Source organism: Planktothrix sp. FACHB-1365 (assembly GCF_014697575.1).
In the GTDB taxonomy this organism is placed as follows: domain Bacteria; phylum Cyanobacteriota; class Cyanobacteriia; order Cyanobacteriales; family Microcoleaceae; genus Planktothrix.
In genome coordinates this window covers 16,514-35,734 of record NZ_JACJSC010000022.1, presented here as the reverse complement: position 1 = coordinate 35,734, position 19,221 = coordinate 16,514, and the positions used below count along the sequence as shown (strand labels likewise).

The following is a 19,221-nucleotide window of genomic DNA, read 5'->3' as shown; positions in this document are numbered from 1 at the left end:
TAATTTAGTTTTAAAATTTTTATTTCTTAGCGGTTGTTAGAATCCTTAAGACAAAGACTGATGCTCAAACCGAAATCGTGAACTTTTTTCCTCTGTATTCCCGGCTATATTCTTGGGAGTTGGCAGTTCCTGAGTGATGGGAATTTCTATAATAAATTCTGTTCCTTCTCCTGGGGTGGAAATACAGCGTAAACTTCCGTTATGTTTTTCTACTACAATATGTTGACTAATCGATAAACCAATTCCTGTGCCTTTACCAACGGGTTTTGTAGTAAAGAAAGGTTCAAATAAATGATGAATCATATCCTCTGCCATTCCCCCGGCATTATCTCGAATGATAATCGAAATATTATGATCATTAATAATATCGGTTTTAATCAAAATTTTATTCGGATTAACTTTAAGTTCTTCTAAACTTTTGTGTTGACTATTTTCTTCAATGGCATCAATGGCATTGGCTAGAATATTCATAAAAACTTGATTCATTTCTCCCCCGTAACATTCGACTAAAGGCAAAGCAGGACTATATTCTTTAATCACGCAAATGGCAGGATGATCCGGTTTAGATTTTAAACGATTTTGTAAAATCATTAAAGTGTTATCAATTCCTTCATGAAGATTAATCGCTTTCATTTTTGCTCCATCCTGACGGGCAAAACTGCGTAAACTTAAAACAATTTCTCGAATACGTTCTGCTCCCACTTGCATCGATTCTAACATTTTGGGTAAATCTTCCAAAATAAAATCTAATTCCACGGCTTCCGCTTCTGCTTGAATGGTAGGATTAGGTTGCGGATAATAGTGTTGATACAGTTCAAAAATCTTTAAAATATCATCAATATATTCTTGAACATACGCTAAATTTCCATAAATAAAATTAACCGGATTATTAATTTCATGGGCAATTCCGGCTAACATTTGCCCTAATGCTGACATTTTTTCGCTATTTACTAATTGATTTTGAATAACTTTAATTTGGCTTAAAGATTCTTCTAAAGCTGTTTTGTTTTTTTGGGATTCTGTAATTTCTTGTTTTAATTTATCCTGCGCTTGAGCCAATTCTTGACAATACCATTCAACTTTTACCTCTAATTTATTATTAATTTCTTTTAACTCCCGATTCTCCTGCGTTTGATTGTCTAATTTTTCTTGTAATAATTTAGAGGTGTTTAAAATAGCTTTTCGCTCGTGAGCCATCTTACAATAGCTTTTTAGTTTTAGGAATAACTCATCTTTTTCTAAACCTGGAGAGAAATAATCAATAATTCCTAAACTCAATCCTTTTTTAAAAGATTCTTTATCGGGATTTTCTGTAATCCAAATGATAGGAATATGTTGAGTTACAGGGGATATATTTAACTGTTCACAAAAGCACAATTGTTTTTCATCCAGCTTATCAACTGCAATTAAAATTAAGTCAGGGAGAGAAAATTCTACTTGATTTAGATCTACTTCCAGTGGATTTAGCAACAATAAATTAACCTCTTCTCGGCTCAATAAATTTAATACAGCCTGGAGGTCTATGGAGTGATTATCAATAATTAAAACAGTGGTTAAGTCAGACTTGTTAATCATTTATTGTCCCCCAATGGATAGGCAAACTGCACAATGGATTGCCTTTGATACATAACTTAAAGATGGGAGTGGACAACGAACCGCTTCAAAAGAGGTATAATTTATCGTTTCTTTTAACTGGCTTGCCCTGACATTCCCTAAAGATTACCCCGCATAGTTCAATCATACAATATTGTGATGAAAAGACAGGAAACAGAGGGCGTAAAGTCGCGACGGTGGAGTGCAGATTGTATGAAATGTTAACATACCACCAACTTTACCGGATTGATTTCATGAGCTTTCAATGTCCCGTCTGTAACTCCCCCTATGAAAAACCAATTCCCGAAGCTTGTTTAGTCTGTGGATGGGATTTACAATTTAATCGAGATTTAGAACAGGAACAAAAGCGTTTAGATTGGGCAAAAAAAACATGGAAACGCTTACAAACTCTTAACCTTTATCAACAAAAACCTCGTTCATCGTCAAAAAAAAGATTAACTTTTGCTGATATTTTACCTCGCTTAGAAAGTTTGGAACTTCAACTGCAACAAGCGACGCTAGAACGACAACATTTACAAAATTTGTTAGATTGGATTTTACACTATTTAAAACCGTTAAATTCTGAATTATCTCTCAATCAAACCTTCCCCTCTGTTACGGATTTTGATTCTAATATCACTTCTATTTTTCCCTTATCAGAAGTTGGAATAGATTATAGTTCTCTGATTGAATTATTAGCAAAGGGAGATTGGAAAACAGCAGATGAATATACTTGGCAATTAATTTTATATATGGGAGAACGGGAAGCCGAAAAATGGTTAAGAGTTGAAGATATTGAACAGTTTCCTTGTACGGATTTAAACACTTTAAACTGGCTTTGGGATTATTATAGTCATGGATTATTTAGTTTAACTTGTCAATGGCAAATTTTCTATGATTTAGACGGAGATTATACAAAATTTTGTGAGCAAGTCGGTTGGCGAGTGGGAGACAGTTGGAGTTATTATGAGGAATTAAATTTTACCTTGAATGCACCCCTAGGACATTTACCGATTATTGCTTGGCGAAAACGAGCGTGTTACGGTGTTGGGGCTACAACCCCCGATGAAAATTTATCCTCATTTTTTTCCCGCCTATCTATTTGTAGTAAGCCCTTCAGGGCTTAAAATAATAGTAGTAAGCCCTTCAGGGCTTAAAATAATAGTAGTAAGCCCTTCAGGGCTTAAAATAATAGTAGTAAGCCCTTCAGGGCTGAATTCCCTAAAACCTTAAAATATAGGAGGAAGCCCTAAAGGGCTTACTACTTTTTGATGTCCTTCAGGGCTGAATTCCCTAAAACCTTAAAATATAGGAGGAAGCCCTGAAGGGCTTACTACTTTTTGATGTACGAATATCGCAAACTTACACCTGAACAACGAAAAGAACTGGTTAAACAACGGTTAGCGAAAGGATTTCCGCCTCACTCACCTCCCCATCCCATTCAGATTGAAGCTTTTTATTTATTAACCGTTGCTTGTTATGAACATCAACCTTATATTTCAACGCCATATCGTCGTCAAGAATTATTAAATTTAATTTTTGAACAGTTTATTAATACGGGTTTTGATATTCGGGCTTGGGTTATTCTTCCCAATCATTATCATTTATTGGTCTATGTTGATAAATTTGCAGAACTCAGCCGTTTATTTAATACGATTCATGGGAGAACTTCTCGCTACTGGAACTTAGAAGATCAAGTTAAAAAACGGAAGATTTGGTATCGTTTTTCAGACCGGATGGTTCGCAATGATCAACATTATTATCAAATTTTAAATTATCTCCATTTTAATCCTGTTAAACATGATTATGTTCAATCTCCTTATGATTGGAAAGAAAGTAGTATTCATTGGTATCTGGAAGATTATGGTCGCCAATGGTTACGGGATGCTTGGGTTCAATATCCGGTTAAGGATTATGGGAAAGATTGGGATGATTGAGGGGGGAAGAAAGAAAGGAGGAAAGAAAGCCCTGAAGGGCTTACTACGGCTTACTACGGTTTTTTTAGAATTAACATATCTTGGTAGTTAGTTCCAAAATTTCTTCCACACCATAAGCCATTATATTTAGCTGAAACGGTAAATCCTAATGCTTCAATCCACTGCATAACAGAAGATTCCCGATGACCCATTGATGCTTCAGGAATGTCTAAATCTGAACAAAAAGAACCTTCTATTTCATGGATTAAGTTTTGAGAACTTTTTCCGGCTTTTATTAACGCTTCTGATTCTTCATTTAATAAAAAGAATGTACATAAACACCGTCCTCCGGGTTTAAGAACACGATAAACTTCTTGCAGATAATTTTGAACTGCATTCGCATATAAATGGGTAAAGACAGAGGTTAGTAAAACAAAATCAAATTGTTCATTCCCATAGGGAAAAGAATAGTCTTCTACTTTAATTGTTCCTTCTGTATTATAGCGCTTATTATAAATATTTGCCCATTGAAAGTTAAAATTCGGTCGATGTTCATGAATAACAGATTGACTCCAGTTAATCCATTTTTCCACAATATCAAACCCTTCATAACGGGCGGTATCATCTAAATAATAGCTGAGAGAATAAGCCATGCGTCCGACTCCACATCCCGCATCTAAAATCGATTCGTGGGGTTTTAATTGCGCTTTATTGACAAAATGACCTAAGAAATCACAAGCCACAAATTTAAAACTTCCACCCACGCCTAAGCGATCTTCTTTTTCAGGAACGGGAAGGGTTGATTCTAATAAATTAAATAAAATTTCTCCCGCTTCTCCGTTGACAATAGGAATTAATTGTACTAAAGTATTAAATTGATTGGGTGCAATTTTGTCTAAAGGGACATAAATAAAAAATCGAGCTTGATCAGAATTGGGTAAGGTCGGAAACAGCTTTTGAACATCGGGACTAGGGAGATTTCTTTCAAGTTTAAATTCAGTAATTTCTTGATTCCCGATCATCAATTTAAACTGGTCTATGGGTTTGCCTTGAATAGAGGTGATCCATCCTTTCAAACGAGCATGATTGGCTTCTAGGGTAACATCTCCTAAACAGCCTAGGGTTTTAAGGGATTGTGTTAGAGTCATATCGATTTGAGGGCGGGTTAAATAAGGTGAGGTTATCTCGTTCTTAAACAGTTTATAATAAAGGTTGCAAGACTTCCGCGATCGCATCTTGTTGTTCTGTATCATATCCCCAACGATCTAAAAACTCTTGATAGGTTCCTTCTCCGGTTTTCGCACTATCAAAAAGTTGTTGAACCCGCGATCGCAACTGGGGAAAATTCAACCGTTGAATTAAATCAGAAGACCGTTGAGAAACTCGTTGAGAACTGCTCTCCATTTCGGTGTTATTATGCCGACGATGATATACAGCCATTGCTGCCGACATTGCTATATTTTTCACCAGTAATTCTGATACAATTTCAGGTGATTTTTGTAGAGCTTGGATCACAGCGTCTGTAGGTTGATTACAGAAGGGGCGAGGATCAGTTAAATAGGTGACAAAAAATCCCCTTGCACCATTTTGAGTTGTCACCAACTGAACGATTACCGTTTCAATTTCAGCCTCAAATAACTGTTTTTCTTCAATTTTATCGAGTAAGGTTTGAGTAATTTCAATGGCTTGCTCAAACGTGATATTTTCAGGAACCGATAGGGAGGATAAATTCAACATAGATTCTTTTGAATTCTATTTTTCATCAAGACTTTGAACACACCTAAAACCTCAAACCCTCTGTTAAACTCCTTCAATTAAGCTTAGATATTGATTTCGGGATAAGGTATCATCTAAATCAGTCAGATTATCGACTTGAACCTTGATAAACCATCCTTCTCCATAGGGATCATCTGATACAATTTCAGGGTCATCTACAACGGCTGTATTGTATTCAATCACTGTCCCACTGAGCGGCGCTATCAATGTTTCTACAGCTTTTACAGACTCAACGGTTCCAAATATTTCTTCTTGCTCAATCTTCGTGCCTGTATCTGGTAATTCCACAAACACGATATCTCCGAGTTGCCTCACAGCAAAGCTCGTAATACCAATGGTGGCGATTTCACCCTCAAGTCTGACGTATTCATGGCTATCTGTATATCTGAGGTCGTCAGGATAGTCTGCCATAGTCATTCCTCACAATCGATTAACTCTACTAATTGTTTACCAAACCTATTAAACTACAAAATTAGAATCAAAACAGGTTTGCCCCTTAAAGATTGCCATGAACCGCCAGACTTTGATCAAACGCTTTGTTATTGGTGAGTTTTCCCTAAAACGAATGATCCGTTCTCTGATAATTATCTATGTCGCTGTTGGGGCTTGGGCTTATTTCTACTCAGAACGTTTGATTTTTGTCCCTCAACCTTCGAGTTATATACAAACTCCAGAATTATTAACCCTAAAAACAGTCAGAGGTTGGGCAACTTTATTAAACCAAATTAAGGCTTCTTCAGCCGAAACTTTTGTTTTTTCTTTTTGAGGTAGAAGTTTTTCAGGTAAATTCGGTAAAACATTAAACATAAATTGTTCAACAGGTGCTTCTAAAGTTAAAGAAGCATAAAATAGCCATTGATAGTAATAACTACGAGCGTCAGAAGTTGGGCTGGGTGCTAATTCTTTTTCAGGAAACTTATCGGCTAAATAGGCACAAATGGCGGCGGATTCAAACATGATGATATCGCCATCCACTAATACAGGAACTTTTCGATGGGGATGCAATTTTTCATACCCTGGCTCCTGAGTCATTGCCATCGTCACATAAACTAATTCATAGGATATTCCGAGTTCTTCTAATATCCAACGGGGACGCACGGCTCTTGTTGTTGGAATGTAATATAACTTCATTGTTATCTTGACTTTTTATCTACAAAAATACAAAAAATATTTTAATACAACCTGACCAAAAGCTACTATTTTGTATTATTTCTTGACTCTCTTCCTATCAAACTGATGATTCATTTCTGGCTTCTAAAAAAGATGCTTTGTTAAGTATTTGTGCTTATATAATCAAACTTGATTAATAAGATGAGAAATATCTTTTATATTGATATGCCTTTGGGACTATCCATATACTAATATCTATGGTATGTTTGTATTCAACAGTAAAAAATCTATGTAGTCTTCCGGGGTCGATAAAACTCCAAAAAGCTACAAAACCCCAGGAGTAAGGGTTTACTCCATTTTCAATCTTTTTGCAAACTGATCAATAGGTCACACCAATGGCTGATTTTTTTCTCAAGACCATTTGGTGGATACCGTGCTACCCATTAATCGGAGCATTATTATCCACCCTCTGGTTTCCGTCTATTATTCGACGCACTGGCCCCCGTCCGGCTGGATATGTCAATATCATTACCTCCTTACTCGCCTTTGTACATGGGTTAGTCGCCCTCACAGAAATTTGGGGTCATCCTCCCCAAGCGTTAATCATTCCTTGGTTTAGCGTCGTTGACCTCAATTTATCGATTCCCCTAGAAATTTCCGTTGTCACCATTGGCGCCACCTTAGTCATCACTGGGTTAAATTTATTAGCCCAAATTTACGCCGTTGGTTACATGGAAATGGACTGGGGATGGGCGAGATTTTATTCTCTATTAGCTTTATTTGAAGCGGGATTATGTGGATTAGTGTTGTGTAATTCCCTCTTCTACAGTTACATTATTTTGGAAATTCTCACCCTAGGAACCTATTTATTAGTCGGGTTATGGTTTAACCAACCCTTAGTCGTAACCGGGGCGAGAGATGCTTTTTTAACCAAACGGGTCGGAGATTTATTCCTATTAATGGGAGTAGTCGCCCTATTTCCTCTCGCTGGAACTTGGGATTTTACAGAATTAGCTCAATGGTCACAAACCGCCCAAATTGACCCTAAAGTTGCCACCTTATTAGGGTTAGCATTACTCGCTGGTCCCCTGGGAAAATGCGCTCAATTTCCCCTGCATTTATGGTTAGATGAAGCCATGGAAGGCCCCCTTCCCAGTACAATTTTACGCAATTCTGTTGTCGTTGCATCCGGGGCTTGGGTATTAGTTAAAATGCAACCCGTTTTAGCTTTGTCTCCTGTTGTAATGTCAACGATGGTATTAATTGGGTTAGCAACGGCCGTTGGTGCGAGTTGTATTGCCATTGCTCAAATTGATATTAAACGCGCCCTTTCCTATTCCGTGAGTGCCTATATGGGTATCACCTTTATTGCAGTCGGAACTGGGCAAACTCAAGCGGCTCTTTCTCTGTTATTAACTTATGCTTTTCCCATGGCTTTATTAGTCATGACCACTGGGGGAATTATTAGTAATAATGTCACCCAAGATTTAACTCAATATGGCGGGTTATGGTCACGACGTCCGATTTCAGGATTGTGTTTTTTAGTGGGAATGACGGCGTTAATTGCAGTTCCTCCCTTTGGGGGATTTTGGACAATCTTAGAGTTAGCAGAAACCCTTTGGAATACTCAACCCGCCATTGCATTTTGTCTATTTTTAGTCAATGGTTTAACGGCTTTTAGTTTAACTCGTGAATTTGGATTGATTTTTGCCGGAAAACCCAAACAAATGACCACCCGTTCCCCGGAAGTGTTATGGGCAATGGTATTACCCATGACAATTTTAGCGGGATTTTGTTTACATATTCCCTTATTATTAAAACAGTGGAATTTGTTACCCCAAGGAGAACATATTAATCTCACCGTTGCTGGATTATTAACTGCTTCAACTTTGGTCGGATGTGGGCTTAGTGGGTTAATTTATCTCAATAACAATTGGCCGAAACCGGTTAAACTTCCCTCCCAAGCATTACAAGACTTTTTTGCTTACGATTTTTACACGGCAAAACTGTATCGAGTCACGATTATTTTTGTAGTCGGATTAATCTCTAATCTCATGTATTGGGTTGACCGCTATATCGTGGATGGCTTTGTAAATTTAGTGGGACTTGTAACGGTTTTTAGTGGACAAAGTTTGAAATATAACGTTTCTGGCCAAACCCAATTTTATGCCCTGACAATTATTGTGGGAGTCACCTTATTATTAGGGTTCTTTTCCCTAAATCTGTTTTAAAAACAGCATTCTTTTGCTGACTGTTTTAACCTTGAATTAAGTGTGAGGAAATTATGCGCGGAATTGAAAACAATCTCAACGTCTCTCGCCGGAATTTATTAAAATTTGGGGCTGTTGCTGCGGGAACTGCTGCTTTAACCGTCGGTTTAGGAACAAAAGCTAATTGGTTAAAAGAGAAACCTGCAATAGCGGGTAATCACATGAGCCCTGATGAAGCCCTAAACCAACTGTTAGAAGGAAATAAGCGGTTTATCGAAAATAAACGCAAAAATCCCAATCAAAGTATGGGACGAATTCAAGAAGTTGCCCAAGGACAAACCCCCTTTGCTGCTATTCTCAGTTGTGCAGATTCAAGAGTTCCTTCAGAGATTATTTTTGATCAAGGTTTTGGAGATTTATTCGTAGTTCGTAATGCGGGAAATATTGCTACACCTGAAGAAATTGGCAGCTTGGAATTTGGCACATTAGTGTTAGGAGCAAAAGTCCTAATGGTGATTGGACATAAAAATTGTGGAGCCGTGCAAGCCACCATTGATGGGAATGCCGTTCCGGGTAAAATTGGCAGTATTTTAGACGCGATTAAACCTGCTATTAAGATGAATCAAACCTTAGAAGAAAGCATCATTTCTAATGTCAAATTAGGAATCAGTCGTTTACAAGCTTCTCCGGTTATTTCCCAATTAATCAAAGAGGCTAAATTAAAAATAGTCGGAGGTTACTATAACCTGGATACGGGAATGGTAAAAGTGGTTGCATAAACCTGTCTCAAGCAAGTTTATAATTAATTCCATTGCATCAAAGATAAACTTGCTTTTTGAACAGTTTCAATATCATAACCAGGGAGGACAACATGGCCCCAGATTACGATAAACCCAATTATACCCGCCGTGATTTATTACAATATGGAGTTTGCATTGTGGGAACAGCCTTATTAACGGCTGGAGTCACAACAAAAGTTTTAGACCGAGAAAAAAAGAAAATTGTCGCTGAAACTTCGAGTTGTGAACCCCCAGAAATCACCCCAGAAAAAGCCTTAGAAACCTTAATGTTAGGAAATGAACGGTTTATGGAAAATAAACCCAAACATCCTAACCAAAATCGGGAACGCATGAAAGAAGTTACCGCAGGTCAAAAACCTTTTGCTGCTATTTTAGGCTGTGCTGACTCCAGAGTACCCGCCGAGATTATTTTTGATCAAGGGTTAGGCGATATTTTTGTAGTTCGTAATGCGGGAAATGTTGTTACTCCTGAAGAAATGGGTAGCTTGGAATTTGGAGCATTAGAATTAGGAATTAAAACGATTATGATTCTAGGTCATCAAAAATGTGGAGCCGTTAAAGCTACTCTGGACGGAAATTCTGTTCCCGGTCAGATTGGCAGTATTATTGATGCCATTAAACCTTCCATTAAAGGCAAACCAACGTGGGAAGAAGCGGTTACTGCCAATGTTAAACTCCAAATCACAAAGTTAAAGTCTTCTCCGGTTATGACTCAATTAATTGCCAATGATAAATTAAAAGTTGTTGGGGGATTTTATGAATTAGAAACTGGAAAAGTTAAACTGATTACCTAAACCCGTTCTGGCAATAGAAATGATATTTCCCGAAGAACTCGGCTTCTGATAAATCATTTCTATTGCTATTATCCAAACTTTAAAACTGATCATTTTACTTTTTTTCAACTCGGTAAGTTATGATAAACAAAGTTTGGAATCTGCATTTAAAACCTACTTTTGGGTTAACTTGAATATTGCTGAGATTACCCCTCATCCTCATACCCTAAGCTTATGTTGAGTGCTTTAATTATTATTCCCGTTTTAGGAGTCCTGTTAATAGGACTATTGCCTAAACAACTTTCAACCCAGCAAGTTCGTTCCATTGCCTTAGTTATTACCAGTATCATTTTAGTTTGGACAGTAAAACTTGCCTTTGATTTTGATTTAACCAATCCAAATTTTCAGCTACAAGAATATTTGAATTGGATTCCGCAATTAGGATTATCCTACAGTTTAGGCATAGATGGTTTATCCTTTCCCTTAATCGGATTAAATGGTTTATTAACCTTAATTGTCATTGCCAGCAGTCATGGAAATATTCACCGCCCTCGTTTTTATTACTCCATGATTTTGTTAGTCAATGCAGGCATAGCTGGAGCCTTCTTATCCGAAAATTTACTGCTGTTTGTTCTATTTTATGAACTCGAACTAATTCCCGTATACCTTTTAATTAGCATTTGGGGCAGTGAAAAACGCGCCTATGCGGGGATGAAGTTTCTGATTTATACCGCCCTTTCAGGCATTCTGATTTTAGCTGCATTTTTAGGGATGGCTTGGCTCAGTGAAGCCGGAAGTTTTGATTATTCTGCCATTCAAACCCAGAACTTTGCATTAAATACTCAGTTAATTTTACTCACGGTTTTACTGTTAGGATTTGGCATCAAAATTCCCCTAGTTCCCCTGCATACTTGGTTGCCCGATGCCTATGTTGAATCTTCTCCCCCAGTCACAATTTTATTAGGCGGAATTCTAGCAAAATTAGGAGCCTATGGTTTAATTCGATTTGGTTTACAACTGTTTCCTGAAGCTTGGCATATTGTCAGCCCTGGACTGGCAACCATTGGGGTAATTAGTGTTTTATATGGCGCGTTAACGGCTATTGCTCAACAGGATATTAAACGCATGGTGGCTTATAGTTCAATTGGTCACATGGGTTATATTTTAGTTGCCGCAGCAGCAGCTAATGAACTGAGTTTAATTGGGGCAATTGCTCAAATGATTGCTCACGGTTTAATCCTGGCAATTCTATTTCAATTAGTCGGCGTTGTGGAAGAGAAAGTTGGAACCCGTGACTTAAATATTCTCAATGGTTTAATGAACCCCGTTCGCGGTTTACCCCTCACCAGTTCCCTGTTAATTATGGCAGGAATGGCGAGCGCTGGTATCCCCGGTTTAGTTGGATTTGTTGCTGAGTTTCCGGTCTTCCAAGGAACATTTGCCGTCTTCCCCATTCACAGTTTATTGTGTATTATTGCCTCTGGTTTAACTGCGGTTTATTTTGTCATTCTCCTCAACCGTACCTGTTTTGGAAAACTCGATAATAGCTTGGCTTATTATCCTAAAGTTAGCTTATCTGAACAAGCCCCAGCCTTAATTTTAGCTGCTTTAATTTTTGTTCTCGGTATTCAACCCACTTGGTTATTCCGATGGATGGAACCCACTGCACAGTCGATGGTTGTTGCCTTAAATAACCCTGTGCCTACCGAAATTGCAATTAAACAATAACCCCCTAGAAACCGGGTTTCTAGCTTTAATTTTCAGATAAAATCAGGATTTTTTGTTAAGAAACCCGGTTTCTGTCTCTCCCCTTAACCCCAATTAAAACCAAGAAAAAATTATGACAACAGCAACCTTATCTCAAACCAAATTACCCCCCTCAGCCCATGAATTTTCGGAGATTATTCATCGTTTAGAAGCGGGGGGGGCAATGTTACCCGATACCCCCGAAAATTTAATGCAAATTATCGGGATTTATAAAGCTTATGCCGTCCCGATGGATTTTTATTGGCGGGATTTACTCTATATTGCTGAACAAGTTTTTTTAAATCCTTTACCCTTTTTAAAATATTTCATTCCTAAAGACTATTTAGACCTGCATAATCATTATGCGGGAGATGATGCTGATTTAAGAATATGGCGAGGAGAAGCAACAGCACACCCGGAATTATTAGCTTTTATGGAAACGGGTGAAACGAAAAAAATGCCTAAATTATTACATCATTTATGGCATGATCGGGTTAATATGGAATTTGCCGAAGCTTGTATGCAGGCGATGTTTTGGCATCGAGATATGGGGGGATTATTTGATCCTTATTTAGATACCGATGAATATAAAGCTAACGCAGATAAAGCAATTAAAGCTTATTTTAAGAAAAATCCGATGATGATGGGATTGTATAAACTCTTCCCAGATTTATTCATCGAACAGGTGAGAATGATGTCCTATTATAGCAATTTAGGACTGTTTTGGGAAGTCATGGCTCCTGTGTTTTTTGAAATGAGTGATCTCTATGATGAAGGCAAAATTACCAGTGTTCCTGAAGCGATGAATTTTCTGGTTAATGGGATTTTTGCGATCGCAGGTCGTCCCATTTATCATCATGTTTATATTGATGGGGAATGTTATGAAATTATCCCCAAATCTAAAGGGTTTATGTGGTTATATGAAGCGGCATTACCCTATGTTGAAGCGGTGTTTTATCGGACGTCTCCCTTCCGAGGAACAAAATCTTATAACGCGCAAGCAAAACAAGTTCCAGAGGATCAAAAAGACTTCCATTATGGCATTCTTTATGCTGATATTTTCCCCGTTGGGACAGCAGGAATTCCCCCAACCTTATTAATGCAAGATATGTTACATTTCTTGCCTCCTTATTTAGTCGAATATTACCAAAAATATTGTCGAGGTGAGGATGATATGTTGATTCAGTTAGCGAATAGTTTCCAACGCTCAATGTATTGTGTTACTTCTGCGGTAATTCAAGCGTTACGCACGGCTTTACTGTATCCTTTAGATGATCAAAATCCTAAACATTTGATGGCAAATCGTCAATTTTTTGAAGCTCAATTAGATCGATTTAAACGTCCTGAAGCACGGTTAAGAGATATTCAACGCTCTGATTATCGTTAATTAGAATTTAGGGTGTAGAATGAGTCACTTAATGGTTATCCCATTAAATTTTCTACACCCTCAATAATGAGTTAGGGGGAATTTTTGAATAAACCACAAAGGCACTAAGACACTAAGAATAAGTAAATATAGTTAATTGTTTATATTTTTTAGTTGGAATTGTTATATTTTTTTGCCCAATTCTTTGACAAATCCATTCAATACAAATGGGAACAACAGCATTTCCAAATAAAGCGTATTGATCATAAATTTTAGCAACTCGACACCAATTATCAGGAAAACCCATTAAACGTGCATATTCTATCGGCGTTAATCGTCTAAATTTATTACCAATTTGATATCGTTCATAATGTCTGGAAGTAGATGCGGTCAAAGTAGAAGCAACTCCATTAACACCAAAAATAGTATATCCTAACCTTGCACCTCCGTCTTGGTTATATAAAATTTCCACACCATTACAATAGCGATTAACTGCTTTACTGCTTTTAATCCGTTCTAAAGTATCTGTGGTAAAATCAAATTGAGGCTCAACTTCTGATTCAGATTGAAGAATATTTTTTAATCGCGTAGGGGGATAGATATCAGGAAATAATGGGAGAGATTGACTATACATTTTATTTTGGTAAGCAATTCCCCAAGGATAATTTTTAATCGGGGAATCTAAAATAGGATATAAATATTTTTCAAAATTCTCGAAATCAAAATTTAAGTATTCAGTCTCGCTTTGATTTAAAAAAATTAAATGATCTTCTAAATTTATAGGGTTAAAATCCGATTTACAGCGAGATCCAAAAATAAAAATACGCTCACGGTTTTGAGGAATCCCAAAATTAATAGGGCTAATAATGCGCCATTCAATCAAATAATTGAGAGAAGCTAAAGCATTTAAAATCACTTTAAAATGGTGTCCCTGTTCCATTGTTAAAATACGTTTAACATTCTCCAACAAAAAATAGTGAGGTTTTTTAGTATCTATAATTTCTACAATTTTTTCAAATAGGGTTCCGCGAAATTGATCTCGAATTCCTAATTTTTTACCCGCCGCACTAAAGGGTTGACAGGGAAATCCTGCGGTTAATAAATCATGGTCAGGAATATCCGCTAAATTGATACTTTGGATATCTCCTAATACAATAGAATTTTGACCAAAATTACTCTCACAAACTTGACAACACAATTCATTAATATCATTCGCCCAAATCGTTTGAATTTTGCTGGCTTCTAACCCTAAACGAAAACCTCCAATTCCAGCAAACAATTCAATCGCTGTTTGTTTTTTAAACCCAATCAAATTTTATTCTCCTTGATGAATTATTAATAGTCTCGGTAATTGAGTTAATACTCTTGGGATGGGTGGGAAAACCCCACCCCTACGGGTTATTGATTGGCTAATTAGAACCTAAAATTAACCCATTAAAATTACCGTATCAATGACGTGAATAATGCCATTATCGGCTTCAATATCGGGGGCGAGAACCGTTGCATTTTTCACTTCAAACCCATCGGAACAGTTAATGGGAATGGGTGAACCTTCTAAAGACGTGACAGAACCCAATTTTTCTAAATCAGCTTTTGAAAGTTTCCCCGAAACGACGTGAAATTTTAAAATTCTGGCTAACTGGGGGGGATTTTGAACTAAGGTTTGTACGGTTCCTGTGGGAAGTTTAGCAAACGCATCATCATTGGGTGCAAAAACCGTAAACGGGCCAGGACTTTTTAAGGCGTCCACTAAACCTGCGGCTTGAACAGCAGCCACTAAGGTTGTAAATGAACCAGCACCTACAGCAATATCAACAATATCTGCCATTGAACAAATTTAACCTAAATTAAAAACAAAAGTTCCTCTCAAAATAGTAAACGAATTTTGAACAGAATGAGAACTGATTGTCATTAACAGGTTAGCTTAAATCAACCCTAAGTTAGAAGGGGTTTCAAAGACATTAGAAAAAGTTGGGGTTGGATTAGCAGTGCTGATTAATTCAGACATAGAATTCAGATGACTCATCGCCAACGCCTTAGCATTATTTCTTAATTCATCTTGTGGAATTAAGTTACTCCCAGTAGGGGTTAATTTCCATAATTCATTCCCGTGTATGCCATCATCAGCGAGGAGATAAAGTGTACCATTAACATCAACCGGAATCGAAGCATCAGAACTGGCTTGTCCGGGGTTAATATCTGCTACCATGATTGTACCTGTTTCTGTACCATCACTCATCCATAATTCTGTACCATAATTGGGATCAGTTAATGGAAAATAAAGGGTATTATTGATGACTTCTAATCCAGTACCGTTGTAGGTGATTAGCCAATCCGAGTTGGGAAATTCTTTGACTAATATTGTACCGATATCCGTGCCGTCTGTTTTCCACAACTGAGCCGTTGATGTATAGGTATCAGGGTCAGTTTTTGAGGCTTGAAAATACAAGGTATTATCAATAACTTCCCATTCTTCAATTAAAAAATCTCCAAAATTTTTGACTAAACTGATATTACCATTGCTATCGACTTTCCACAGTATATATTACCAAGGGTTATAATGAAATCCAAATCTTCTTTTCATTTCTTAACAATTTAGGGAAAAAAATCCGGTAGAACTGTAGAGATTTATAAACTAAACTCAATTAGCGATTTGAATCCGGGTTATAATATTTGTTTAGCCTAATTTTCCCCGGATTACCATTTGATTTTATAATAGCTTTTTAATTGCTCCGTAAGTTTTGGCAACAAGCATAGGTATCAAATAACCCTCCGACCAAACTACAGGTTAGGGCAATGACTAAACATCCCTGCACAGGATGTCCACTGCCAAAGGTGGCAAGAAATTTGAGCATTTGCTTACAGCCAAACTCCCCTAAGCTTTGCATCAAAGGAAGGTGACTCATGAAGACACAAGTAATTAATCCCATCGCGATTAATAATACAGGGGCGATGAAACTAAACGTAATCGCCAGAAGCAAAGAACGAATCAGATGAGGGAAAATACTCATAAATCTATCCCTAGGAGGATCTTATATCTTATATTTGGATGCTAGTATCATTGACCTTTGTTGGATTGGGTATCACTGTCAATCTAACTTGCTAATTTCTAAGATAAGAGCGATCGCGCGTTTTAATCGAATCTGTGAGAAATCTTAAATATAAAGTCAAAAAAATTAAACTTTCTGCTTTATAAATCTTGTTGAAGATTTGTATATTTCTAGTTATTGATTGAACTTTATACAGTTGTTATTCCCTTGAGCAATTCTAACACTCGTTCCAGCTTTGAACTTTGGCTACAACGATTTATTTCCGCCCTGTTATTGGCCGGACAAGTGGTGGTGCATTTACTTCAGGGTAAAATTCACCGTCGTAACACTTTGGAACAAATGGTCACTGTTGGCCCAGAATCCTTAATGATTGCCCTCTTAACAGCGAGTTTTGTGGGGATGGTGTTCACCATTCAAGTTGCACGAGAATTCGTCGCGTTAGGTGCTGTTAATATTGTGGGGGGAGTTCTAGCTCTGTCCTTAGCGCGGGAACTCAGCCCGGTATTAACGGCCGTGATTGTTGCGGGACGGGTTTGTTCAGCTTTTGCAGCAGAAATTGGCACGATGCGGGTCACAGAACAAATTGACGCCCTTTATATGTTGAAAACTGACCCGGTAGATTATTTAGTCATTCCCCGTGTGATTGCTTGTTGTTCAATGTTACCGATTTTAACGATTATTTGCTTAATTACGGGATTAGCCGGAGGGTTATTAATTGCTAACAGTATGTACAATATTTCTCCAACGGCTTTTTTAGATTCAGTCCGAAATTTTATTCAAGTTTGGGATGTTTGTAGTGGGTTAGTCAAAGGGTTAGTATTTGGGGCGACTATTGCCATTATTGGGACGAGTTGGGGATTAACGACAACTGGGGGAGCAAAAGGAGTAGGTCAATCCACAACAACGGCTGTTGTTACGGCTTTATTATCGATTTTTATCCTTGATTTTTTCCTATCTTGGATTATGTTTCAAGGCATGGGAAGTGCTGTTATGGGTTAATTCAGTTATCAGTTATCAGTTATCAGTTATCAGGGCGGAATGGGCAATGGGAAAGAATATGGATAACTGTACGAACCCCAATTTCCTCTTTCTGGGTATAAATTTGGTAATATTAGTTTAAAGTTTTCCGAATCAAGTTGAACCCATGACTCCAACACCTACAACCCAAACCGCTAATACGATTGAATTACCACCCAATTATATTATTCCAATCGTGCTGATGATTACTGCATTTCCCCTATTTTTCATTCAAAGATGGGGAAGTTTAGCACTTGCGTTTTTTGCCTTATTTCTCTTCATCCAAACCGCCCTCATTCGTCTACAATTTACCCCAACGGATTTAGATGTTTATCGTTCGGGTAAACTCATCCGTCGGTTTCCTTATCAAGATTGGATGAACTGGGAAATTTTTTGGACTCCTGTACCGATTTTATTTTATTTCCGAGAAGTCAAAAGTATTCACTTTGTCCCGATTATTTTTGATGCTCAATTGTTACAAAGCTGTTTAAAACAATATTGTGGACATTTGAAACAAAATTAAGAATTTCTCAACTTTTAGCGGGTGATGTTGTTGGGCTTTAGCCTCTCTGATTTGCTACCGCCCAACACCCAACTTTTTATCCCGTAGCTCCCCTCAAACCATCAATTTAAGAATAAAGATTACCCACATATTCCTCATACCCATTATACAGTAAAGTCGGCTGTTTTTCCCAAGAAAAACTAGGACTATTACTGACAATTCGTTCCGTCGCTTGTGACCATCGAGGGTGGGGTTTATTTGGGTTTACATTGGCTTCAAAACCATATTCATCAGGAACTAATGTATTCCAAAATGTGGCAGGTCTGTTTTTAACAAATTCAATTTTAACAATTGATTTCGCTCCCTTAAATCCATATTTCCAAGGAGTCACCATCCGTAACGGTGCACCATTTTGTTTAGGAAGGGTTTTTCCATACATTCCAATGGCAAAAAACGCTAACTCATTTGCCATTTCTTCAATCCTTAATCCTTCTGTATAGGGCCAAGGATAACCATTAGCCCAAAATCCAGGGCCAGTGGTAATTTTAGGATCATAAAAAGACGTAAACCGCACAAATTTTGCCTCAGAAGTGGGTTCAACCGCCGCCATTAATTTTTGCATTGGAAACCCTAACCAAGGAACCACCATCGCCCAAGCTTCGACACAACGAAAGCGATAAATTCGTTCTTCCAAGGGGAATTTTTTCTGAAGATCATCTAAAGTGTATGTTGTCGGATTTTTGACTAATCCTGAAACCTCTATTTTCCAATCCTCTAACGGTAACGCTTGGGCTGCTTGCCAAATTGATTTGGAACCGCCATACTCATAAAAGTTATTATATTTGGTGGCTAAATCTTCGGCCGTTATCGGACGATTAACATCAGCAAAATTTGGATTTTGAGCAAAATTTGAGATCACTTGAGTTGAAAAATTATCCTGATTTTTACCCGTTGAAGAAGATTGACATCCGGTTAAAGGTAAAAGAGTTGCTGTTAAGCCCGCCCCAATTAAGCTTTTCATAAAGCGACGACGGTTGAGAAATACGGACTCTGGCGTAATTTGATGTTCAGAGAGTTGCCAACTGGGAACAATACGAATGAAAGCCATAGGTTAAAATCAGTTAGGATTAATTCAGTTAATCTTGGAAAAGAACCCAGAAAAAATCACGGACTTTCCCTGTGGATCTTCTGACTCCATTTTGATAAAGTTTAAATGCTGAACAGTTTAACACTGGATGTCGTCATCCTCCCAATGATAGAAAATTATCTCAAAGATGTTGCGTTTATTTAAGAATTAGCGATCGCCTTCCCTGAATCAGACTAAAGTTTAGGAAAGACGTATCATAGAAAAAATATACTAAA

19 protein-coding genes are annotated in these 19,221 nt (G+C 37.5%); 9 read left to right on the top strand and 10 right to left on the bottom strand.

Annotated features, from left to right (window positions below):
- Nucleotides 1–45: 45 nt before the first annotated feature.
- A complete protein-coding gene (locus H6G57_RS20200; protein WP_190521757.1) occupies nt 46–1,575 on the bottom strand; it encodes an ATP-binding protein in 1,530 nt (509 codons plus the stop codon).
- 236 nt (nt 1,576–1,811) lie between these two features.
- Here H6G57_RS20200 and H6G57_RS20195 point away from each other — a divergent pair, with 236 nt between their 5' ends.
- Both H6G57_RS20195 and H6G57_RS20190 read left to right on the top strand, forming a co-directional pair.
- Nucleotides 1,812–2,720 carry a GUN4 domain-containing protein gene (locus H6G57_RS20195; RefSeq protein ID WP_242049038.1) on the top strand — a complete coding sequence of 303 codons (909 nt, stop codon included), beginning with the start codon at nt 1,812–1,814 and terminating at the stop codon, nt 2,718–2,720.
- A 216-nt stretch (nt 2,721–2,936) separates the two neighbouring features.
- Nucleotides 2,937–3,530: a transposase gene (locus H6G57_RS20190; protein WP_190521753.1), complete on the top strand. Its 594-nt coding sequence runs from the start codon at nt 2,937–2,939 to the stop codon at nt 3,528–3,530.
- A 53-nt stretch (nt 3,531–3,583) separates the two neighbouring features.
- On the opposite strand, the gene H6G57_RS20185 is transcribed toward H6G57_RS20190, so the two are convergent.
- From H6G57_RS20185 to H6G57_RS20170, 4 genes are all read right to left on the bottom strand, one after another.
- Nucleotides 3,584–4,657, bottom strand: coding sequence for a class I SAM-dependent methyltransferase (locus tag H6G57_RS20185; RefSeq protein WP_190521751.1), 1,074 nt, complete (start codon nt 4,655–4,657; stop codon nt 3,584–3,586).
- Between the two features lie 52 nt (nt 4,658–4,709).
- The gene (locus H6G57_RS20180; protein WP_190521749.1) at nt 4,710–5,246 is read right to left on the bottom strand and encodes a hypothetical protein; all 537 of its coding nucleotides are present in this window, start codon (nt 5,244–5,246) and stop codon (nt 4,710–4,712) included.
- Nucleotides 5,247–5,309: 63 nt separating this feature from the next.
- A complete protein-coding gene (gene gcvH / locus H6G57_RS20175) occupies nt 5,310–5,702 on the bottom strand; it encodes a glycine cleavage system protein GcvH (RefSeq protein ID WP_190521747.1) in 393 nt (130 codons plus the stop codon).
- Between the two features lie 240 nt (nt 5,703–5,942).
- Nucleotides 5,943–6,416, bottom strand: a complete 474-nt coding sequence (locus H6G57_RS20170) for a glutathione S-transferase family protein (protein WP_190521745.1) — start codon at nt 6,414–6,416, stop codon at nt 5,943–5,945.
- 374 nt (nt 6,417–6,790) lie between these two features.
- Here H6G57_RS20170 and H6G57_RS20165 point away from each other — a divergent pair, with 374 nt between their 5' ends.
- From H6G57_RS20165 to H6G57_RS20145, 5 genes are all read left to right on the top strand, one after another.
- A complete protein-coding gene (locus tag H6G57_RS20165) occupies nt 6,791–8,626 on the top strand; it encodes an NAD(P)H-quinone oxidoreductase subunit F (RefSeq protein ID WP_190521743.1) in 1,836 nt (611 codons plus the stop codon).
- Nucleotides 8,627–8,679: 53 nt separating this feature from the next.
- Nucleotides 8,680–9,384 carry a carbonic anhydrase gene (locus tag H6G57_RS20160; protein WP_190521741.1) on the top strand — a complete coding sequence of 235 codons (705 nt, stop codon included), beginning with the start codon at nt 8,680–8,682 and terminating at the stop codon, nt 9,382–9,384.
- 92 nt (nt 9,385–9,476) lie between these two features.
- Entirely contained in the window at nt 9,477–10,199 is a 723-nt protein-coding gene (locus tag H6G57_RS20155; protein WP_190521739.1) for a carbonic anhydrase, read from the top strand.
- Between the two features lie 213 nt (nt 10,200–10,412).
- Complete coding sequence (locus tag H6G57_RS20150; RefSeq protein WP_190521737.1) at nt 10,413–11,906, top strand: NADH-quinone oxidoreductase subunit M; 1,494 nt, start codon at nt 10,413–10,415, stop codon at nt 11,904–11,906.
- 112 nt (nt 11,907–12,018) lie between these two features.
- Nucleotides 12,019–13,311: a CO2 hydration protein gene (locus H6G57_RS20145; RefSeq protein ID WP_190521735.1), complete on the top strand. Its 1,293-nt coding sequence runs from the start codon at nt 12,019–12,021 to the stop codon at nt 13,309–13,311.
- Between the two features lie 112 nt (nt 13,312–13,423).
- On the opposite strand, the gene H6G57_RS20140 is transcribed toward H6G57_RS20145, so the two are convergent.
- The 4 genes from H6G57_RS20140 to H6G57_RS20125 form a co-directional block, all read right to left on the bottom strand.
- Nucleotides 13,424–14,602 carry a DNA cytosine methyltransferase gene (locus H6G57_RS20140; RefSeq protein WP_199314385.1) on the bottom strand — a complete coding sequence of 393 codons (1,179 nt, stop codon included), beginning with the start codon at nt 14,600–14,602 and terminating at the stop codon, nt 13,424–13,426.
- A 114-nt stretch (nt 14,603–14,716) separates the two neighbouring features.
- Nucleotides 14,717–15,118, bottom strand: a complete 402-nt coding sequence (locus H6G57_RS20135; protein ID WP_190521733.1) for a fasciclin domain-containing protein — start codon at nt 15,116–15,118, stop codon at nt 14,717–14,719.
- 96 nt (nt 15,119–15,214) lie between these two features.
- The gene (locus tag H6G57_RS20130) at nt 15,215–15,739 is read right to left on the bottom strand and encodes a hypothetical protein (RefSeq protein ID WP_190521731.1); all 525 of its coding nucleotides are present in this window, start codon (nt 15,737–15,739) and stop codon (nt 15,215–15,217) included.
- Between the two features lie 274 nt (nt 15,740–16,013).
- Nucleotides 16,014–16,301 carry a hypothetical protein gene (locus tag H6G57_RS20125; protein WP_190521730.1) on the bottom strand — a complete coding sequence of 96 codons (288 nt, stop codon included), beginning with the start codon at nt 16,299–16,301 and terminating at the stop codon, nt 16,014–16,016.
- A 246-nt stretch (nt 16,302–16,547) separates the two neighbouring features.
- Between H6G57_RS20125 and H6G57_RS20120 the strand changes: the two genes are divergently transcribed.
- Nucleotides 16,548–17,339: an MlaE family lipid ABC transporter permease subunit gene (locus H6G57_RS20120; protein ID WP_190521728.1), complete on the top strand. Its 792-nt coding sequence runs from the start codon at nt 16,548–16,550 to the stop codon at nt 17,337–17,339.
- A 145-nt stretch (nt 17,340–17,484) separates the two neighbouring features.
- Nucleotides 17,485–17,880, top strand: a complete 396-nt coding sequence (locus H6G57_RS20115; RefSeq protein ID WP_190521726.1) for a DUF3119 family protein — start codon at nt 17,485–17,487, stop codon at nt 17,878–17,880.
- Between the two features lie 106 nt (nt 17,881–17,986).
- Here H6G57_RS20115 and msrP read toward each other — a convergent pair whose 3' ends face one another.
- Nucleotides 17,987–18,967: a protein-methionine-sulfoxide reductase catalytic subunit MsrP gene (gene msrP / locus H6G57_RS20110; protein ID WP_190521724.1), complete on the bottom strand. Its 981-nt coding sequence runs from the start codon at nt 18,965–18,967 to the stop codon at nt 17,987–17,989.
- Between the last annotated feature and the right edge of the window lie 254 nt (nt 18,968–19,221).